We start from the raw sequence: 16973 nt of genomic DNA, 5'->3' as shown, positions 1-16973 counted from the left end.
GCATCCGACATGAAAATCCTCATCGCTCCCGATTCGTTCAAGGGGTCGCTGACGGCCCGGCAGGCCGCCGACGCGATGGAACGGGGCGTGCGCCGCGCGATGCCCGACGCCGAGATCGTCTGCGTGCCGATGGCCGACGGCGGCGAGGGCACCGTCCAGTCGCTCGTCGACGCGACCGGCGGCCAGCTCGTCACCGCGACGGTGACCGGCCCGCTCGGCACGCCCGTCGACGCCACCTACGGCATCCTTGGCGACGGCGCGACCGCCGTCATCGAGATGGCCGCCGCCAGCGGTATCCAGTTCGTCGACGACAACACGAAGAACCCGCTCGTCACGACGACCTACGGCACCGGCGAACTCGTCCGCGACGCCCTCGACCATGGCGTGCGCTCGTTCATCGTCGGGCTCGGCGGCTCGGCGACGAACGACGGCGGCGCCGGCATGGCGCAGGCCCTCGGTGTGAAGTTCCTCGACGCGGCGGGGGAGGAGCTGCCGTTCGGCGGCGCCGCGCTCGCCGACCTCGCGACGCTCGACGTGTCCGGCCTCGACGCCCGGCTCGCCGAATCGACGATCCGGCTGGCTTCCGACGTCACGAATCCGCTGACCGGCCCGACCGGCGCGTCCGCCGTCTTCGGCCCGCAGAAGGGCGCGACGCCGACGATGGTCGCCGAACTCGACGCGGCCCTGGGCCACTACGCCGCCGTCGTGCGCGAGTCGCTCGGCCGCGACGTCGAGACGGTGCCGGGCGCCGGCGCCGCCGGAGGCCTGGGCGCCGGATTCCTCGCGTTCACGAACGCCGACATGCGTTCCGGCGTCAAGCTCGTCGTCGACGCCACGCACCTCAAGGACGCCGCCGTCGGCGCCGACGTCTGCCTGACCGGCGAGGGCGGCATCGACCGGCAGACGAAGTTCGGCAAGACGCCGATCGGCACCGCCCGTGCCGTCAAGTCCGTCGCGCCCGACTGCACCGTCGTCGCGATCGCCGCCAACGTCGGCGACGGCGTCGACGAGCTGTACGGCGAGGGCATCGACGCGATCTTCGGCATGCTGCCGGGCGTCGAGACGCTGCCGCAGGCGATCGCCGACGCATCGGCCAACCTCGAGCACGCCGCCGAGAATGTCGCCAGGCTCGTCGCGCACGCCGCCTGACCCTGCGCCGCCGGCCATCCGTTCCGGCGGCGGCCGGCGGCACCGGCGACGATTCTTCCCGGACAGCCGCGTTTCCCGGCGACTGTCCGGTCCCAGGAGCCGCCCTTTCCTTTCTCTCTCCCGACGGCGCCTGTTTTTCCGGTCCGTCCGGCCTTCTCCGGCCGGGCGGACCGGTGTCGTTGGCGAAACGTTTTAGCAATTTTGCTTTCTCCCGGCCAGTCCCGGCAAAACTCCTGATAGCATGAAACAGTTCCGTCAAGGGAGAGAGAGCAACCATCATGCAGTATCTAGTCCTGCTTCTCGTCGTCGTTGTCGTCGTGCTGATCTTCGCGCTGTCCGGCAACCGCGGCGTCGACAAGATCGAGGCGTCGTTCGAGGACGTCACCGACGAGCAGTACGCCATCCTCAAGGATTCGCTCATCGAGGTCGTCTCGAAGGACGAGCACATCTGGAACCAGGTCGGCCTCGTCTCGTCGATCAAGCCTCACGGTGCCAAGGACACGGTGCGCGTGCTGTGGTTCAACAAGGTCATCAGGAACGATTCGTACGGCCAGATCGCCATCGCGCAGATGTTCATCTCGAAGAAGACCGTCAAGGACCACGACCTGCACGTCGGCGACTACGTCAGCCTGCGCCTCGACGCCCAGCGCGGCGCCAGCATCAACTTCCAGTGACCACCGGGAATCTTCCCGTCCCCGACATGTCAGGAACGGAAGAATCGTTCCATTTTTCTTCTTGTCCGGCGACGACGCTGGTACAGTGGACGACTAACGGACACTCGGGAAGGGGAACGGCCATGCTGATTGCCGTCGACATCGGAAACACGAACATCGTGATGGGATTCCTCGACGAAGGCAAGATCGTCGGCAGCTACCGGCTGACGACGAAGGTCGAGCACACGTCGGACGAATACGGCATGATGATCACGCAGTTCCTCAGCCTGAGCGGCTACGAACCCGACGACGTCGACGACGTCATCGTCGCGTCCGTCGTGCCGAAGGTCATGCACTCGTTCCGCTCGTCGCTCATCAAGTTCCTCGACATCGACCCGATGGTCGTCGGCCCCGGCGTCAAGACCGGCATGAACGTGCGGATCGACAATCCGAGCACGCTCGGTGCCGACTGCCTCGCCGACTGCGCCGGCGCCTACTATGTCTACGGCGGCCCGGTCCTCGTCATCGACTTCGGCACCGCGACGACGTTCAACTACGTCGACGAACGCGGCACGATCTCCGCCGGCCTGATCACGACCGGCATCCGCACGGCCGCCGCCGCGCTGTGGGGCAACACGGCGCAGCTGCCGGAAGTCGAGATCACCCGGCCCGACTCGATCATCGCGACGAACACGAAGGACGCGATGCAGGCCGGCCTCTACTACAACTTCCTCGGCGGCGTGGAGCGCACGATCCAGCAGTTCCGCGACGAGATCGGCGAGGACTTCAAGGTCGTCGCGACCGGCGGCCTGGCGAGCGTCTTCCGTGACGACACCGACCTCATCGACGTCGTCGATCCCGACCTCATCTTCAAGGGCATGGACGTCATCTACGAGAAGAACGCCGACTGAAGTCAGTCCTCGATCGTGAAGCCCTGGTTGGCGCCGTATTCCTTGAGATTGGCCTGCCACTCGGCGATGCCGGCCTTGAGCGTGACCTCCTCGCCCGGCTCCGACGGCAGCGACGATTCCGGCTTGATGCCGTTCTCGACGAGCTTCAGCGCGTCGCGGTACTTGTTTTCCGCCGTGGCCCACGTGTACGCCTTGCCGACCGTCGACTTGAAGTCGGTGCGCGCGTACACCTCGAACGGCAGGTACTGGTAGCCGGTCGAGACCCGCTTGGCGGCCTCGGCGAGCACCTCGTTGTATTTCTGGCCACCGAAGAAGTTCACGGCGACGCCGCGCTCGTCGGTCACCGTCGTCCGGTTGAGGAAGTCCGAACTCTCGAGCGTCTGGATGTCGGCGGGGAACGCGCCGCCGTCGACGCGGGTGTTGATGCCCTCCTGCGACTTGCAGACGTACCGGATGAACCGGAACGCGGCGTCCGGCACGCGGCTCGTCGTCAGGATGCCCAGCGCCGAGCCGCCGTTCTCGGCGTTCGTCGCCTCGCCGTTCTCGGTCGGCATCTGTCCGACCCTCCACAGGCCCGCCGACGCCGGCACGTCGGCCAGCAGCAGCGACGGCATCCATGCGCCGGCGAACAGCGACGCGATCTCGCCGTTGCCGACGGCTTCCTTCCAGCCGTCGGACCATGTCGTCAGCGTCGTGTCGACAAGGCCCTCGTCGATCATCTTCTGCCAGAACTCGGTGAACGTCATCGTCCCCTCGTCCTTGTTGAGATTGATCGAGACTTCCTTGCCGTCGTGCGACGTCGAGAACGGCCGGCCGCCGGCCAGCCAGATCATCGATTCGTAGAAGCTCGCGTCGCTGCCGGAATCGGCCGTGATGTACACGCCGATCTGCTTGAGTTTCTTGGCCGCGTTGTAGTAGTCGGCCCAGGTCTTGATTGTCGTCGGGTCGACGCCGGCCTGCTCGAAGACGTCCTTGTTGTAGAAGAACGCCATCGGGCCCGAATCCATCGGCACGCCGTAGACGTCGCCGTCGAGCTGCACGGATGCCCACGTGCCCGGCGTGAACACGTCGTCGTAGCCGGCCGTCCGGTCGGTCAGGTCGACGAGCTGGCCGCTGACGGCGTACTGCGGCAGCGCGTAGTATTCGAGCTGCACGACGTCCGGCGTGTTGTAGCCGTCCTGGATGGCCGAGTTGAGCTTGTCGTAGCTCGCCGTCGAGACCTGCTTGATGACGATGTCGGGATTCTCGTGTTCGAAGTTCTCGATCAGCGTCTTCATGCTCGGCTCCCACGACCACACCGTCAGCACGGTGCGGCTGTCGGCGTTGCCGCACGCCGCGACGGCGATCGTCATCGTCAGCGCCGCCGCCAGCGACAGCACTCTCTTCGCCCAGTTGGACACGGTTCTGTTCTCCCCGAAACGTTTCGTCACAAGTCGCGAACCCATGTTCGCGAACGATTCGACCAGTCTACCGTCACGCCGTCATTTCGGCGGAAATCGTATATGAAAGAGAATCAATTAAGCACTAGTTTACTGGTGACTATCTCATGGACGATATAGAATACGATATGTTATATGTCAGCAAACCAAGTCGGGAGAATCGCATGAAATACGTACCGACGAAAGTGCGGCGGGACTTGAGGCTCATCGGGGAGCGGTTTCAGCAGCAGCGCAAGCTGCTCAACCTGACGATCGCCGACGTCGCGCAGCGGGCCGGCGTCTCGCCAACGACCGTCGCGAACGTCGAACAGGGCAAGTCCGTCAGGACCGACTCGCTGCTGAGCATCGCGCGGATCCTGCAGCTCGCCGACCCGCTCGTCGCCGCCGTCGACCCTTATACGACCGATCTGGGCCGCATCCGCGCCAACCAGATCCTTCCCCAGCGTGTCCGTCACTGACCATCGGAGGCCCAGCCATGACCATGCAGCTTTCCCCACGCGCCACCGTGACCGTCGCGACGACGACGGCCGACGGAGAGGAAATTACCGCCGGCACGCTGTACTGCAGCGGCGACGACCTGACGTTCCGGTACTCCGGCTCCTATCTCGAGCGCAATGGCGCCACGCCGCTGTTTCCCTCGCTGCCATTGTCGTCGGCGTCCTACTATTTTCACGGCCTCGGCCCCTTCTCCGACGCGGCGCCGGACCGCTGGGGACGCAAGGTCCTTGCCCGCGATCTCAAGCGCACCAGACTGACCGAAAGCGAATACCTGCTTGGTGTCAACGACCTGACCCGGCAGGGAGCACTGCGATTCCTCGACGATGGTGTTCCGCTCGCCGGCGAGGAAGGTGTGCCGGTGCTCGCCAACCTGCCCGAACTGCTCAACACCGCCGACGCCGTCGAGGAAGGTCGCGAGATCGACGACACGGAACTCCGTCGGCTCTACCGCGCCACCGGCTCGCTCGGCGGCGCGCGACCCAAGGCATCTGTCATGGATCGCAACACCCTCTGGCTTGCCAAGTTTCCCAAGCCGAACGGCGACGAATGGGATGTCATCGGCTGGGAGGCCGTCACGCTCGAAATCGCCGCGATGGCTGGCATCGACGTGCCGGAGCATCGTACCGTCGGCATCGCCGACGTCAATGGCAACCAGCGCACCGTCCTGTTGACGGAACGATTCGACCGACTCGGCGGCTCCGCTCCGGACACCATGCAGCGCATTCCGTACATGTCCGCCATGACGGCGCTGGAAGCCGTCGACGGCGAAGGTGGCGATTGGCTGGATCTCGCCGAGGAAACCCGCACGCTGGGCGCCGACACGGTCCAGCTCTGGAAACGAGCCATGTTCGGCGCCGCCATCGGCAATCTCGACGACCACCTGCGCAACCACGGATTCCTGCGTCTCGCCCCGGGTGACGGATGGCAGCTGGCCCCGGCCTTCGACCTCAATCCGGAGCCATGGGACGATCATGCCGGCGACAGTCATCAGCTGGCTCTCTTTGGCGATGCGGAGGTAACTGTCGGCCGCCTAATGGGTGACGACAGCCTGTCGCTATTCGGCGTGACGCCTGTGGAAGCCGCGCAATGGCTGCCCATCCTGCGGTCCGCCGTGTCCCAAATGATGCCCCGGGCCTCGCTGCGCCATGTCGACAACCAATCCCGTTCCGTCATGGAATCCCGGCTCGGCCACGCGCTGTCCGTACTCGACGAGCTCTGAACTGTGGTGTTTTCCGTTGTACGTCGCGACTGGTGATCATGTCCTTGAACGATTCGATGCGGGCTTGAGGAGGGGCGTCGGGTTCCGCTCTCCGTAGGCACGTGTTTTGTGGTCCGGAAATGCGGGCTTGAGGAGGGGTGTCGCCATTCCATCTCCTTAGGCCCGTGTTTTTCCGACGAAAACCAAGGGCTTGGAGTGGGTGGTCGCCAGGCAGCCTCCATGGGCCCGTGTCCGGCTGAAGCCGGGTGATAGTTGGTCCACAAGAACCGCGCAGACGACATTCGTGGCGGTTTTTGGCGGTCTTGTAGTGGAAAGAGTCGGCATGTGCGTGACCCGCTGGCAAGCATATACAATGACCGCCATGGAAGGGAACCGGTTGGTGACCGCGATGAAGCGGCATCTTGCGAATCTTGAAGAGTCTGCTCCGCGGGTGAAGGATGCATACGGACTTATTGGCAGGCTGTGCGAATCGAACGATTCTCGCGTGGCATTCGGGGCGCGCATGAAGGGGATTCCCTGGCATTCGTTGCCGTTGCTCTACGATCTCGATATCAAGACGATGACGCGTGCCGTCAAGTCTCTCGAACAGGACCTGGCACAAGGCGACCCCGACCCCGACAGGGTGGAGAGGGAGGAAGAACGGTTCGTCAACCTGTACATTCCGATTTTCCAAGCCATTCAGGAAGAACTGCAACTGCTAGATCTGGCCGTGGCTGCCGAAAGCGCTTCTACGGAAGCCTTCGCCGCGCAACTGTCCGACGGGGACCGCGCCCGCATCGACAACGGCATCCGCCACTTCCTCGAGACCACGATGTTCCGCCCGAGGAATTCCACATCTCCGGATAGGGAAGGCATCGATAATGCGCAGACCGTGAGTCAGCGTGAATCGTCGCCACAGAATGGGAAAGAAGCCGGATTCGCCTACGATACCGACCTGCATACCCCCGCTGCCCGGGCACTCGCGACCGGCGACTACCGCACGATGGCCATCTATGCCGCGCTCGCCGACGAACCGATGTGGGATGCCGCCAGGCAGCGGTACCGGGAACTTCACCGGGAGGAGCGGGAACGCAAGAAACGGGAAGCCGAGCGGCGCAAGGCCGAACGCAGGATCCGCAAGCGCGAGGAGATCGCGGCGAAGGCCAAGGCGACGCCGTTGCCGGAGTCCAGCCCGTGCTTCGACGTGGCGGGCGCAGTACATGACATGCGATGGCTGATGGGACATGCGGAGGAGGAGCCGATTGCGTATCCGAACGGGCTCCGCCACGACGTTGGCGATCTGGACCGTTTCAATCCTGGCAAGGATCCGGACAAGCCGGACGAATCGTTGCCGCGACTGGTCAATCCCCACGACAACATTCCCGTCCGCGAACTCGCCGGCGGCTGGTACTTCAGGCATGACGATCCGATCATCGGGCCGCTGCTGCCATCCATCTACATCACCATTCCCGTCTGGCAAGACGGTCGCGTGGTCGGTCGCGACCGCCTCTGGTGCTATCCGATGGTGAAAGTCAGGCACACCGGCGTGGTCACGACGTGGGAGCACGCCGGCGACGCGCCGTACGGCATCGCCTGCTATCACGATGTGCGCAGTGACGACTACTGCACCGACGAAGTCGACGTGTCCGACCCCGAAGGCGACGAGGCGCTCGGCTGGGCTGTCGACTACTACGCCGACGGCGTGCGCTTCACGGCACCCGAAGACCGGCAGGACCGGATCGACAGCTTCCGCGCCGCCGAAATCCTGTTCCGGCACGCCGCCGGCCGCGGATCGGCGCTGGCGTGGCTGTGTCTGGGCTACCTGTACGAATACGACCGTGCCGAAGGCCAGTACTATCGCTCCGCCTTCGACTGGTCACCCGAAAGCGAGACCGAACAGGGACGCCGGTTCTACTCCGCTCCGAAGAAGCCCGAGCTACCGGTGCGCGCCGCGGCATGCTTCCGCCGCGCCGCCAGCGCCGGCATCGCCGAAGCCTGCTTCGCCTACGCCGAACTGCTGCGCAAGCATTCTGACCTGTCGGACAATCCGTGGGTGGTCGGCGAAATCCGCGCGGCCGCCGAGGAAGACGCCGAGGTGCCGATGCTGTTCACGTCCGGACTGCTCACGGGACCGGACGGCGATCCGGACGCCGGCGTCACCGCCGCCGACTGGTACCGTCGCGCCCACGACATGGCCATGCTCCAGCACAACACGCGCATCGCCGGCTCGGCGGCGCTGCGTCTCGGCGACATGGCCGCCAACGGCGAAGGCGACGAACATGGCCAGCCGGACTACCGCGAAGCGCTCGGCTACTACGAGACGGCCGTCACCAGCCTCGAACAGACCGTGCGCTCCGGCCTCGACCTGTTCGACCAGCTGCTGGGCGAAGCACAGGACGGCGTGACGACGATGACGCAGCTGCTGGGCAACGCGCAGGACGGCGACGCATCATGACCGGCATGACACATGACGAGCTGCTCGCCACGCTCGAACAATGCCGCGGCACATTGGCGGACGCGCTGGCCACCTACGACCAGATCAGGCAGCAGGCACTGCCGCAGGTCAGAGCCGACTACGCGCTGAAAATAGGCGTGTGGGAAACACGGCTCGTCGAGACATCGCTCGAAGCCGCCCGGGAAAAACGGCGATTCGCGCTGCTGCAGACACTCGTCAACCAGGGCAGCACGCTCGACGAACACCATCTGCGAGCCGTCGAGGCACAGCTGGTCGCGGAATACCAACAGTGGATCGAATCGCTGGAGCAACAGCGCAAGATACTGACGCAGCTGCTCGACCAGCGAGCCGAATCGTCCATGCTCAAGCCCGACGACGCGAGGAAAGTCAACAAGCTGTTCCGCACGCTGGCGCGGCGGCTGCATCCCGACCTGCATCCTGGCGACGCACGGCGCGCCGAATACTACCGGATGGCGCAGGCGGCACTCGCGAACGGCGACCTGACTGCGCTCGAGTCGCTGGTAGTCCTGACGGCAAGCCAGGCCGACGACCCCGACTACGGCACGTTCTCCGACGACGAGCTCGCCCATGAAATCGAGATGATGCAGGCGAAAATCGAGGAACTCGGGCATCGCGTCGACGAGCTGCTGAACACGCCGCCGCTCGCGTACCGGGAACAGCTCGGGGACCCGGCGTGGATCGAGGAGCGGACGGCCGGTCTCAAGAGTTCCGTCGCTGCCTACGAACGGCAGCGCGACCACTACCGCGAGCGCATCGCGGCGCTGAAGAAAGGACAGTCATGACTGACGGCCACGATTCGCACGACCTGTTGTCGTTCGAGAACCTTGGCGGTGGCGAACAGGCCATTGCGCTCGCGAACCTGGCGGCGAACGGCGGCTTGCCGCAGCCGTACGGCCAGGAGATCCTGCTGATCGAGCGCACGTATCTCGTGGCGAACCGCGGTTTTCACGATCCGCATCGTCCCGACCCGTACGATCCCGCGAAACTGCAGCCGCTGGTCGACGGGACGGCGCGTGGCACGAAGCTGACGTTCCGTCGTCACCCAGACGACATGGCCGACCGGTGGACCGTCGAAGTGCTGCTTGGCGAACGGTCGCTGGGTTTTCTGCGCGCGCACGAGAACGAGATCATCGCGCGGCTGATGGACGCCGGCAAGCGCGTGTTCGGCGAGCTGCTCTATGGCGAGCGGCTCGGCAACTACCTGCGCATCTACGTCAACGTGACGATGGAAGACTGATTGGACGCACAAGATTTTCGCCGTTTTGAAATTCCATGCGTTTTCTCACAAAACCGAACAGTGAGCATGGCCATGTTCCAGCGTTTTTAAGAGTCAAGCGCGGAAGGTGACGCACAGGATTTTGAATGGTGAAAAATCCTGTGCGTGCATCAGGGGCATGCACGTTACAAGGTTGCGAATCCTGTGACAAGTTCCCTATGTTTTTCTTTCCTGTGACTGCTCGCTTCTCGCGGATATCGCCATCCCGCGATCGGATTACGGGATTGCGACATCCAGGGGAAGTGCAGCACAATTGATCGCGAGGAGGGAACCATGGCGAAGAAAATCGACACCGAGACGGAGCGCGATTCCGGTTCGCGGCCGTTCAATGCCGTGGTCTATGACATCGTCCGTCGTATTCCCCGGGGGTGCGTGGCGACATATGGACAGGTGGCGGCGCTGGCGGGGCGGCCGCGCAATGCGAGGATGGTCGGATATGCGCTGCATGCCAATCCGGCGGAAGGCGAGATTCCATGCCACCGCGTCGTGTTTCGCGACGGATCGCTTGCGCCGGGCTTCGCGTTCGGCGGTCCCGACGTGCAGCGCGCACGGCTCGAGGCGGAGGGCGTCCCATTCATCGGCGAATCGTCCCGCGGCAACGCCGGTGCCCCGGGCTTGCGCGTCGACCTTGCCGCCTGCCAGTGGCGGCGGTAGCGGAGCAGGTCTTTTCGATGTCGCAAACCCGGGCTCGCAGCTCGGGTTTGTGACATCTTGGGGAACCGGCCGGCTTGCGCCGGCGGGGGGATCCGCTATACTCGGGAACCGGGCAGCCGACCCGGGTTCGGGCGGTGAGCTGACAAGACAACACATGACACAACCAGACGGAGCCATGGTGGCTGCGGACGCGGGCAGGCGGGGAGAATCGTACCTTCTTCCGGCCCGCAAGCCATGCCGCCAACGTGACCGGCACTGCCAGATGCAGGCCGGCCGCGCCGCCATGACCGTCGAGGCGCGACGGACCGCATAGGGAACCCCGGCGCGCCGGGGGAGAAGACAGATGACGAAGAAGAACAACGGGACGACCGTCAACGGGATGACGCTCGACCCGACGCTGGCCGGACGGCTGAAGGGGCCGAAGTCCGGCGTGCCGAAGCGGTGGGTGGCCGTGCTCGTGATCGTCGCGTTCATCGCGGCGTTCCTCGTCGCGTGGATCGTGCCGAAAAGCCAGGCCGAACAGCCCACGCGACAGGACAGCGTGACGATCGGGCTGAAACTGGCGCCGACGAACCTCGACATTCGCGGCACCGCCGGATCGGCGCTCGACCAGCTGCTGATCGGCAACGTCTACGAAGGCCTCGTCGCCCGCGACGAGTCGAACGGCGTCAAGCCGGCGCTCGCGAAGAGCTGGACCGTCAGCGACGACGGCCTGACGTACACGTTCTCGCTCAACCGCGACGCGACGTTCTCGAACGGCGACAAGCTGACGGCGGCGGACGCCGTCTGGTCCATCCAGACGCTCGTCGACAACCAGTACCACGACTACGACCAGCTACGCAACTTCAAGTCGGTCAGCGCACCCGACGACTACACCGTCGTCATCGCGCTAAGCGAGCCGTACCCCGACCTGCTGTGGGCGCTGACCGGCCGCGCCGGCCTCGTCTTCGACAGCAAGGTCGAATCGAACGCGGCGACGGCGACCGACATGAAGACGTCGGCGCTCGGCTCCGGCCCGTACGCCGTCGCCAGCTTCAACGAGAACGATTCGGTCGTGCTCAAGGCCAACCCAGACTACTGGGGCGAGTCGAAGGCGCAGACGGCCACCGTCGTCGTCAGGTACTTCACCGACGACAACGCCGCCGTCAACGCGCTGAGCTCCGGCGACGTCCAGGTGCTCGCGCCGATCAGCTCGTCGCTCGCGACGACGTTCGAGAACAATCCGGCGTACATTGTCCAGGCCGGCGACGGCACCGACAAGTACGTGCTCGGCATGAACAACGCCGCCGACAAGGCGACCGGCGACATCCGCGTGCGCCAGGCCATCCGCTACGCCATCGACCACGAACAGCTGATCGCCTCCCGCGGCGGCACCGACAAGCTGCTCGGCGGCCCGATCCCGTCGCTCGACCCCGGCTACGAAGACCTGACCGGCCTCTACCCGTACGACCTCGACAAGGCGAAGGAACTGCTCGAGGAAGCCGGCTACGACGAGAACAACCCGCTGAAACTCACGCTGACGTACGCCAACACCTACGGCACCGAAATCGGCGACCAGCTGCGCTCGCAGCTCAAGAAGGCGAACATCGACCTGACCGTCAACGTCGTCGAGTTCTCGACGTGGCTGCAGCAGGTCTACACCGACAAGGACTACGACCTGTCGATCGTCGACCACAACGAGAGCCACGACTTCTCCAACTACGCCAACCCCGACTACTACTTCAACTACACCGGCGACCACGCCGCCGACGTGCAGCAGCTGACGGCGCAGGCGCTGTCGTCAGCCAGCGAATCCGACAGCGAGACGCTGCTCGCCAGGGCCGCGCGTCTCGTCTCCGAAGACGCCGTCTGCGACTGGCTGTTCAACTACCGCGTCACGACGGCGATGGCCGCCGGTGTCTCCGGTTTCCCGGTCAACATGAACCAGACCGTCATGCCGCTCTACGACGTGGTGTACGTCGCGTAAGGATAGCCCATGAAATTCACGCTCCAACGACTTGGATTGCTCGTCGTGGCGCTCGCGGTCGTCTCGGTGCTGATCTTCGCGGCCATCCGCGTGCTGCCCGGCGACGTCGCCGCCGTCATGGCCGGCATGAACGCGTCGCCGGCCCGCATCGCCGCGCTGCGCGCCGAACTCGGCCTCGACGAACCGCTCGTGGTCCAGTACTTGAGCTGGCTCAAGGGCGTCGTCACCGGCGACTTCGGCACGTCGATGCTCACCGGCCAGCCGATCGCCGCGATCGTCGCCGGCCGCGCCGCCGTCACGTTCCCGCTGATCCTGCTCGGTCTCGCCATCGCGCTTGTGCTCGGCATCTCGCTCGGCTGCGCCGCCGTCCTCGCGCGACGCTGCTGGGTCCGCTCGCTGCTGCAGGCCATCGCCGTCGTCGGCGGCGCCGTGCCGGCGCTGTGGGCCGGGCTGCTGCTCATCCTGCTGCTCGGCAGCGGCACCGGCGTGCTGTCGGTGCTGCCGACGCAGGGCTTCCCGCAGGACGGCTGGGCGTCGCCCGGCCGCGCGCTGACCTGCCTCGTGCTGCCGGCGCTGACGGTCGGCATCATCGTCGGCGCGTCGATCATGCGCTACACGCGCTCGGCACTGCTCGACGTCGAGACGAACGGCGACGTCATCGCGCTCGCGATGGCATGCGGCATGACGCGCCGTCGCGCAATGGTCACCGTCGGCCTGCGGCTCGCGACGCCGCAGCTCGTCTCCGTCGTCGGCCTGACATTCGCCGAGATGATCACCGGCGTCATGGTCGTCGAGAACCTGTTCGCATTGCCCGGCATCGGCACCGGCCTCGTCACCGACATCGGCCAGCGCGACCTCATCGCCGTCCAGGGCGAGCTGCTGATGCTCGCCGCCTTCTTCCTCGTCGTCGGATTCGCCGTCGACGTCGCCCACCGCACCCTCGACCCACGACTGGAGCGTGCCGCATGAATCGCAATGTCACTGGCAAGAGTTCCCGGTTGCGCATCGTCTGCGCGTCGATCTGGCGCCGGCCGACCGGCAAGTTCGCCGTCGTCGTGCTCGGCCTGTGGATCGCCGTCGCCGCCGTCTCGCTGTTCTGGACGCCGCGGTCGCTGTGGGACACCGACGGCTTCAATACGTGGGCCGCGCCGTCGGCCGCCCACTGGCTCGGCACCGACGGCACCGGCGCCGACGTTTTCAGCTGGCTGATGGCCGGCTCGGCGACGAACCTGCTGATCGCCGTCCTCGCGGTGCTCGTCGCCGGCCTGCTCGGCACGGCGCTGACGGCCGCGATGATTTCGGCACGATTCTCCCGCGGCGACGCCGACCGCGGCCGTGGCGCCGATGCCGACGATACCGGCAGCGTGTCCGGCACGCGCCGGAATGTCCGCGTCGCCGGACCGGCAGGATCGTCGGCGCTGGCGCACGGCTCGGTCGTCGCCGTCGACGCGTTGATCTCGATCCCGACCATCCTCGTCGCGCTGATGCTCGCCGTGCCGTTCGGCGGCTCGATCTGGGTCATCGTCGCCGCCTGCGGCCTGAGCTACGGCCTCAACCTCGCGCGCGTGGCACGACCGGCCGCGCTGCTCGTCGCGAACAGCGCCTATGTCGAGGCCGCGCGCCGGGCGGGAGGATCGTCCTGGAATGTGCTTGTCCACCATGTCCTGCCGAATATCCGGCCGGTCATGACGGTGCAGCTGTCGATGGCCGCCGGCACGTCGGTGCTCGCCGAGGCGGGCCTGACCTACCTTGGCGTCGGCGTGCCGTCCGGCACCGCGAGCTGGGGCCATTCGCTGGCGACGTCGGCGAAATTCATCGCCGTCTATCCGGCGACGGTGCTGTGGGTGGGCCTGACCGTCACGCTCGCCGTCCTCGCGCTCAACCTGTTTGGCGACGCCCTGCGCGACGCCGCCGATCCGCTGACGAATCCGGCGTTGCGGCAGAACAGCGCGCGGATCGTCACCGATGACGATGCTGACGGCGACCACGACTACGTGACAGTCAGTATCAGGATTACGGAGGCGGACGAATGAGCGTGACCATCGAGAACCTGACCGTCGACTACGGCGGCCGGCGGATTGTCGACGACGTGACGATGACGGTCGGCGACGGCGAACGCGTGGGGCTGATCGGCTCGTCGGGCTCCGGCAAGTCGATGATCTCGCGGGCCGTCATGGGCCTGCTGCCGGACGGCTTCGACGTCGGCGGCCGCATCGACGTCAACGGCACGCAGGTCGTCGGGCTGCCCGACGACGTGATGGCGCTGCTGCGCGGTGCCGGCATCGGCATGATTTTCCAGAATCCGCAGGCGGCGCTCAATCCGGTGCAGACCGTCGCCGGCCAGGTGGAGCTGCCGCTGAAGCTGCACTACGACCTGACGAAGAAGGAGCGGCGTGCGCGGGTGCTGGAGATGCTGGCGAAAGTCGGCTTGCCGGAGCAGTTCGCCGACCGGCCGGTGACGGCGCTGTCCGGCGGCCAGCAGCAGCGCGTCGCGATCGCGACGGCGCTGGTGACGTCGCCGCGGTTCATCATCGCCGACGAGCCGACGACAGCGCTCGACTCGACGACGCAGAAGCAGATCGTCGACCTGCTCGTCTCGCTCGTCGACGGCCTCGGCGCGTCGATGCTGTTCATCACGCACGATTTCTCCGTCCTCGCGCACGCGACGACGCGAAGCTACGTGCTCGACGACGGCAGGATCGTCGACGAGGGCGCGACGGCGGACCTGCTCGCCGCGCCGTCGGTGGCGCGGACGAGGACGCTCGTGACGGCGGCGAAGACGCTGAGCCTGCGGTGAGCCGAATGTCTGGAAGGGAAGAACGATTCATGGAAAGCAACGCAAGGCGGCACGATGTCAACGGAAACCGGCCGGTCGTCGAGGCGAGGGGACTGGTCAAGTCGTTCGGCCGCGGCCGGAAGGCTGTCGAGGTGCTGCACGGCGTCGACGTGACGGTGCGCGAGGGACAGTGCGTCGCGATCATCGGCGAGTCGGGTTCCGGCAAGACGACGACGTCGCGGATCCTGTTCGGCATGGACGTGCCGGACGCCGGCACTGTCACGTGGCATGCCGCCGACGGGGGCGCGGCCGGCGACGGCACGATTCCCGCGACCGGCGTCGTCTACCAGAATCCGTTCGACTCGCTCGATCCGCGCTGGACGGCCGCGCAGTCGATTGCCGAACCACTGCGGCTGCGCGAGCCGGGGCTGTCGCCGGTCGACGTGGAGCGGCGCGTGGCCGAGGCGCTCGAGATCGTCGCGCTGTCGCCGGCCGAGTTTGCCGGCCGCTATGCGTGCGACATGTCCGGCGGCCAGGCGCAGCGCGTCGCGATCGCCCGGGCCCTCGTCGTCAGGCCGTCGGTGCTGCTCGCCGACGAGCCGATGAGCGCGATCGACGTCGCCGCCCGCGTGCAGATCCTCGAGGCGCTGCAGGCCGCCCGCGCCGTCAACCCGGCGATGGCGATCGTCGTCGTCTCGCACGACCTCGGCGTCGTCCAGCACCTCGCCGACTGGATCGTCGTCATGCATGACGGCCATGTCGTCGAGTCCGGTCCCACCGCCGACATCCTCGGGCATCCCGGGGCTGACTACACCCGCGAACTGATTGCCGCCGCTCGCCTGTAAGGCCGTGATGTCATGTAAATCCGCGTGATAGTATTAGTAAAATCCTTTACTAAAAGGTCGCGAGGTCGCGGCCGGGGGAAGCACGGGGAGGATTATTCGATGGTCACGATCAAGGAGATCGCCGAGAAGTCCGGCTATTCGCAGGCGACGGTGTCGCGGCTGCTCAGCGGCGACGACAGGCTGTCGATCAAGGACGCGACGCGACGCAAGATCATCGAGACATGCGAACAGCTCGGCTACGAAATCCAGGGCGGCCACGGCACGCTGCCGCGCACCATCGCCGTCCTCGACCTTGTCAATCCGGAGGACCATGTGCAGGACGAGTATTTCGCCGCGCTGCGCACCATCGTCGTGGAATGCGCGGCCGAGCAGCACATGACCTGCACGTTCCACCGCGACGTGCCCGGCCTGATCGCCGCCGCCGGCGACTATGACGGATTCGTCGCCGTCGGCGCGGAACTCGACGACTACGCCGATCTCGCCGCGCTGCACGACGTGCTGCCGTACGGCGTCTTCCTCGACACGAACCCGGCGCCGAACATGTTCGATTCGGTGGCACCGGACCTGTCGCAGACCATCCTCGACGCCCTCGATGCGTGCGTGGATGCCGGCATGTACCGCGTCGGCTACATCGGCGGCCTGGGCCACATCATGGGCACCCATGACTATCCCGACGACATGCGGCACGTCGCATTCGAGAACTGGGCGCCGCGGCTCGGCCTCGACATCGAGGGTCTCGACTTCATCGGCGGCACGTTCAACGTCGAGAGCGGACGGCGACTCGGGGAACGAATCGTCGCCGAGCTCGGCACGAAGCCGGGCTCGCATCCGGCCGGCGGCAAGGGGCTGCCCGACGCCTTCATCTGCGCCGCCGACGTCATCGCCGTCGGCGTGCTGCAGGCGTTCACGGCCGCCGGCGTCATCGTGCCGCGCGACGTCAGCCTGATCTCGATCAACAACCAGCCGATCGCCCAGTACACGTCGCCGGCGCTGACGACGTTCGACATCGACCAGCACGAACTCGCGAACACCGGCATCCGCACGCTCGCCGACGCCATCGCGACGAAGCGCACGGTCCGCCATCACGTCACGTTGTCGACGAGCCTCGTCTGGCGCGACATCAAGAGAGGAG

General features: G+C 66.1%; 15 protein-coding genes and 1 pseudogene. 15 read left to right on the top strand and 1 reads right to left on the bottom strand.

What is annotated here, in order from left to right:
• Positions 1 to 9 precede the first annotated feature (9 nt).
• The 3 genes from F6S87_RS02330 (at position 10) to F6S87_RS02320 (ending at position 2713) form a co-directional block, all read left to right on the top strand.
• Positions 10 to 1149 carry a glycerate kinase gene (locus tag F6S87_RS02330; protein WP_163227034.1) on the top strand — a complete coding sequence of 380 codons (1140 nt, stop codon included), beginning with the start codon at positions 10 to 12 and terminating at the stop codon, positions 1147 to 1149.
• Between the two features lie 278 nt (positions 1150 to 1427).
• Positions 1428 to 1823 carry a hypothetical protein gene (locus tag F6S87_RS02325; RefSeq protein WP_163227033.1) on the top strand — a complete coding sequence of 132 codons (396 nt, stop codon included), beginning with the start codon at positions 1428 to 1430 and terminating at the stop codon, positions 1821 to 1823.
• Positions 1824 to 1945: 122 nt separating this feature from the next.
• Positions 1946 to 2713, top strand: coding sequence for a type III pantothenate kinase (locus F6S87_RS02320; RefSeq protein WP_163227032.1), 768 nt, complete (start codon positions 1946 to 1948; stop codon positions 2711 to 2713).
• A gap of 2 nt (positions 2714 to 2715) precedes the next feature.
• On the opposite strand, the gene F6S87_RS02315 is transcribed toward F6S87_RS02320, so the two are convergent.
• Positions 2716 to 4065, bottom strand: coding sequence for an ABC transporter substrate-binding protein (locus F6S87_RS02315; protein WP_231129363.1), 1350 nt, complete (start codon positions 4063 to 4065; stop codon positions 2716 to 2718).
• Between the two features lie 251 nt (positions 4066 to 4316).
• Here F6S87_RS02315 and F6S87_RS02310 point away from each other — a divergent pair, with 251 nt between their 5' ends.
• The 12 genes and pseudogenes from F6S87_RS02310 to F6S87_RS02255 form a co-directional block, all read left to right on the top strand.
• Positions 4317 to 4610: a helix-turn-helix domain-containing protein gene (locus F6S87_RS02310; protein ID WP_163227030.1), complete on the top strand. Its 294-nt coding sequence runs from the start codon at positions 4317 to 4319 to the stop codon at positions 4608 to 4610.
• 17 nt (positions 4611 to 4627) lie between these two features.
• Positions 4628 to 5869: a type II toxin-antitoxin system HipA family toxin gene (locus F6S87_RS02305; RefSeq protein WP_231129308.1), complete on the top strand. Its 1242-nt coding sequence runs from the start codon at positions 4628 to 4630 to the stop codon at positions 5867 to 5869.
• A gap of 502 nt (positions 5870 to 6371) precedes the next feature.
• Entirely contained in the window at positions 6372 to 8303 is a 1932-nt protein-coding gene (locus F6S87_RS02300) for a hypothetical protein (protein WP_163227029.1), read from the top strand.
• Positions 8300 to 9106 (top strand): hypothetical protein, encoded by an 807-nt coding sequence (locus F6S87_RS02295; protein ID WP_163227028.1) that lies wholly within the window; start codon positions 8300 to 8302, stop codon positions 9104 to 9106. The genes F6S87_RS02300 and F6S87_RS02295 overlap by 4 nt, the downstream gene beginning before the upstream one ends.
• Entirely contained in the window at positions 9103 to 9561 is a 459-nt protein-coding gene (locus F6S87_RS02290) for an HIRAN domain-containing protein (protein WP_163227027.1), read from the top strand. Before F6S87_RS02295 ends, F6S87_RS02290 begins: the two co-directional genes overlap by 4 nt.
• Before the next feature lie 312 nt (positions 9562 to 9873).
• Positions 9874 to 10254 carry an MGMT family protein gene (locus F6S87_RS02285; protein WP_163227026.1) on the top strand — a complete coding sequence of 127 codons (381 nt, stop codon included), beginning with the start codon at positions 9874 to 9876 and terminating at the stop codon, positions 10252 to 10254.
• A 343-nt stretch (positions 10255 to 10597) separates the two neighbouring features.
• On the top strand, positions 10598 to 12220 hold the full coding sequence (locus F6S87_RS02280) for an ABC transporter substrate-binding protein (RefSeq protein WP_163227025.1): 1623 nt from the start codon (positions 10598 to 10600) through the stop codon (positions 12218 to 12220).
• Between the two features lie 9 nt (positions 12221 to 12229).
• Positions 12230 to 13189, top strand: coding sequence for an ABC transporter permease (locus F6S87_RS02275; RefSeq protein WP_163227024.1), 960 nt, complete (start codon positions 12230 to 12232; stop codon positions 13187 to 13189).
• Positions 13186 to 14253, top strand: a complete 1068-nt coding sequence (locus tag F6S87_RS02270; RefSeq protein ID WP_163227023.1) for an ABC transporter permease — start codon at positions 13186 to 13188, stop codon at positions 14251 to 14253. Before F6S87_RS02275 ends, F6S87_RS02270 begins: the two co-directional genes overlap by 4 nt.
• Entirely contained in the window at positions 14250 to 15017 is a 768-nt protein-coding gene (locus F6S87_RS02265; protein WP_163227022.1) for an ABC transporter ATP-binding protein, read from the top strand. Before F6S87_RS02270 ends, F6S87_RS02265 begins: the two co-directional genes overlap by 4 nt.
• 29 nt (positions 15018 to 15046) lie before the next feature.
• Positions 15047 to 15841 carry an ABC transporter ATP-binding protein gene (locus F6S87_RS02260; RefSeq protein WP_163227021.1) on the top strand — a complete coding sequence of 265 codons (795 nt, stop codon included), beginning with the start codon at positions 15047 to 15049 and terminating at the stop codon, positions 15839 to 15841.
• Between the two features lie 99 nt (positions 15842 to 15940).
• A pseudogene (locus F6S87_RS02255) lies at positions 15941 to 16960 on the top strand (LacI family DNA-binding transcriptional regulator); the annotation flags it as partial.
• Positions 16961 to 16973: the final 13 nt, after the last annotated feature.

The sequence above is a fragment of the Bifidobacterium choloepi genome, from assembly GCF_010667615.1.
In the GTDB taxonomy this organism is placed as follows: domain Bacteria; phylum Actinomycetota; class Actinomycetes; order Actinomycetales; family Bifidobacteriaceae; genus Bifidobacterium; species Bifidobacterium choloepi.
The sequence above is the reverse complement of the archived record's forward strand: the minus strand, read 5'-3'. Positions and strand labels throughout refer to the sequence as shown.

Excerpts from the sequence above, each read along its gene's own strand:
- F6S87_RS02320 (WP_163227032.1), top strand. The coding sequence starts at position 1,946 with ATGCTGATTGCCGTCGACATCGGAAACACGAACATCGTGATGGGATTC.
- F6S87_RS02330 (WP_163227034.1), top strand. The coding sequence starts at position 10 with ATGAAAATCCTCATCGCTCCCGATTCGTTCAAGGGGTCGCTGACGGCC.
- F6S87_RS02285 (WP_163227026.1), top strand. The coding sequence starts at position 9,874 with ATGGCGAAGAAAATCGACACCGAGACGGAGCGCGATTCCGGTTCGCGG.
- F6S87_RS02315 (WP_231129363.1), bottom strand. The coding sequence starts at position 4,065 with ATGACGATCGCCGTCGCGGCGTGCGGCAACGCCGACAGCCGCACCGTG.
- F6S87_RS02290 (WP_163227027.1), top strand. The coding sequence starts at position 9,103 with ATGACTGACGGCCACGATTCGCACGACCTGTTGTCGTTCGAGAACCTT.
- F6S87_RS02305 (WP_231129308.1), top strand. The coding sequence starts at position 4,628 with ATGACCATGCAGCTTTCCCCACGCGCCACCGTGACCGTCGCGACGACG.
- F6S87_RS02295 (WP_163227028.1), top strand. The coding sequence starts at position 8,300 with ATGACCGGCATGACACATGACGAGCTGCTCGCCACGCTCGAACAATGC.
- F6S87_RS02265 (WP_163227022.1), top strand. The coding sequence starts at position 14,250 with ATGAGCGTGACCATCGAGAACCTGACCGTCGACTACGGCGGCCGGCGG.
- F6S87_RS02270 (WP_163227023.1), top strand. The coding sequence starts at position 13,186 with ATGAATCGCAATGTCACTGGCAAGAGTTCCCGGTTGCGCATCGTCTGC.
- F6S87_RS02310 (WP_163227030.1), top strand. The coding sequence starts at position 4,317 with ATGAAATACGTACCGACGAAAGTGCGGCGGGACTTGAGGCTCATCGGG.
- F6S87_RS02280 (WP_163227025.1), top strand. The coding sequence starts at position 10,598 with ATGACGAAGAAGAACAACGGGACGACCGTCAACGGGATGACGCTCGAC.
- F6S87_RS02275 (WP_163227024.1), top strand. The coding sequence starts at position 12,230 with ATGAAATTCACGCTCCAACGACTTGGATTGCTCGTCGTGGCGCTCGCG.
- F6S87_RS02325 (WP_163227033.1), top strand. The coding sequence starts at position 1,428 with ATGCAGTATCTAGTCCTGCTTCTCGTCGTCGTTGTCGTCGTGCTGATC.
- F6S87_RS02300 (WP_163227029.1), top strand. The coding sequence starts at position 6,372 with ATGAAGGGGATTCCCTGGCATTCGTTGCCGTTGCTCTACGATCTCGAT.
- F6S87_RS02260 (WP_163227021.1), top strand. The coding sequence starts at position 15,047 with ATGGAAAGCAACGCAAGGCGGCACGATGTCAACGGAAACCGGCCGGTC.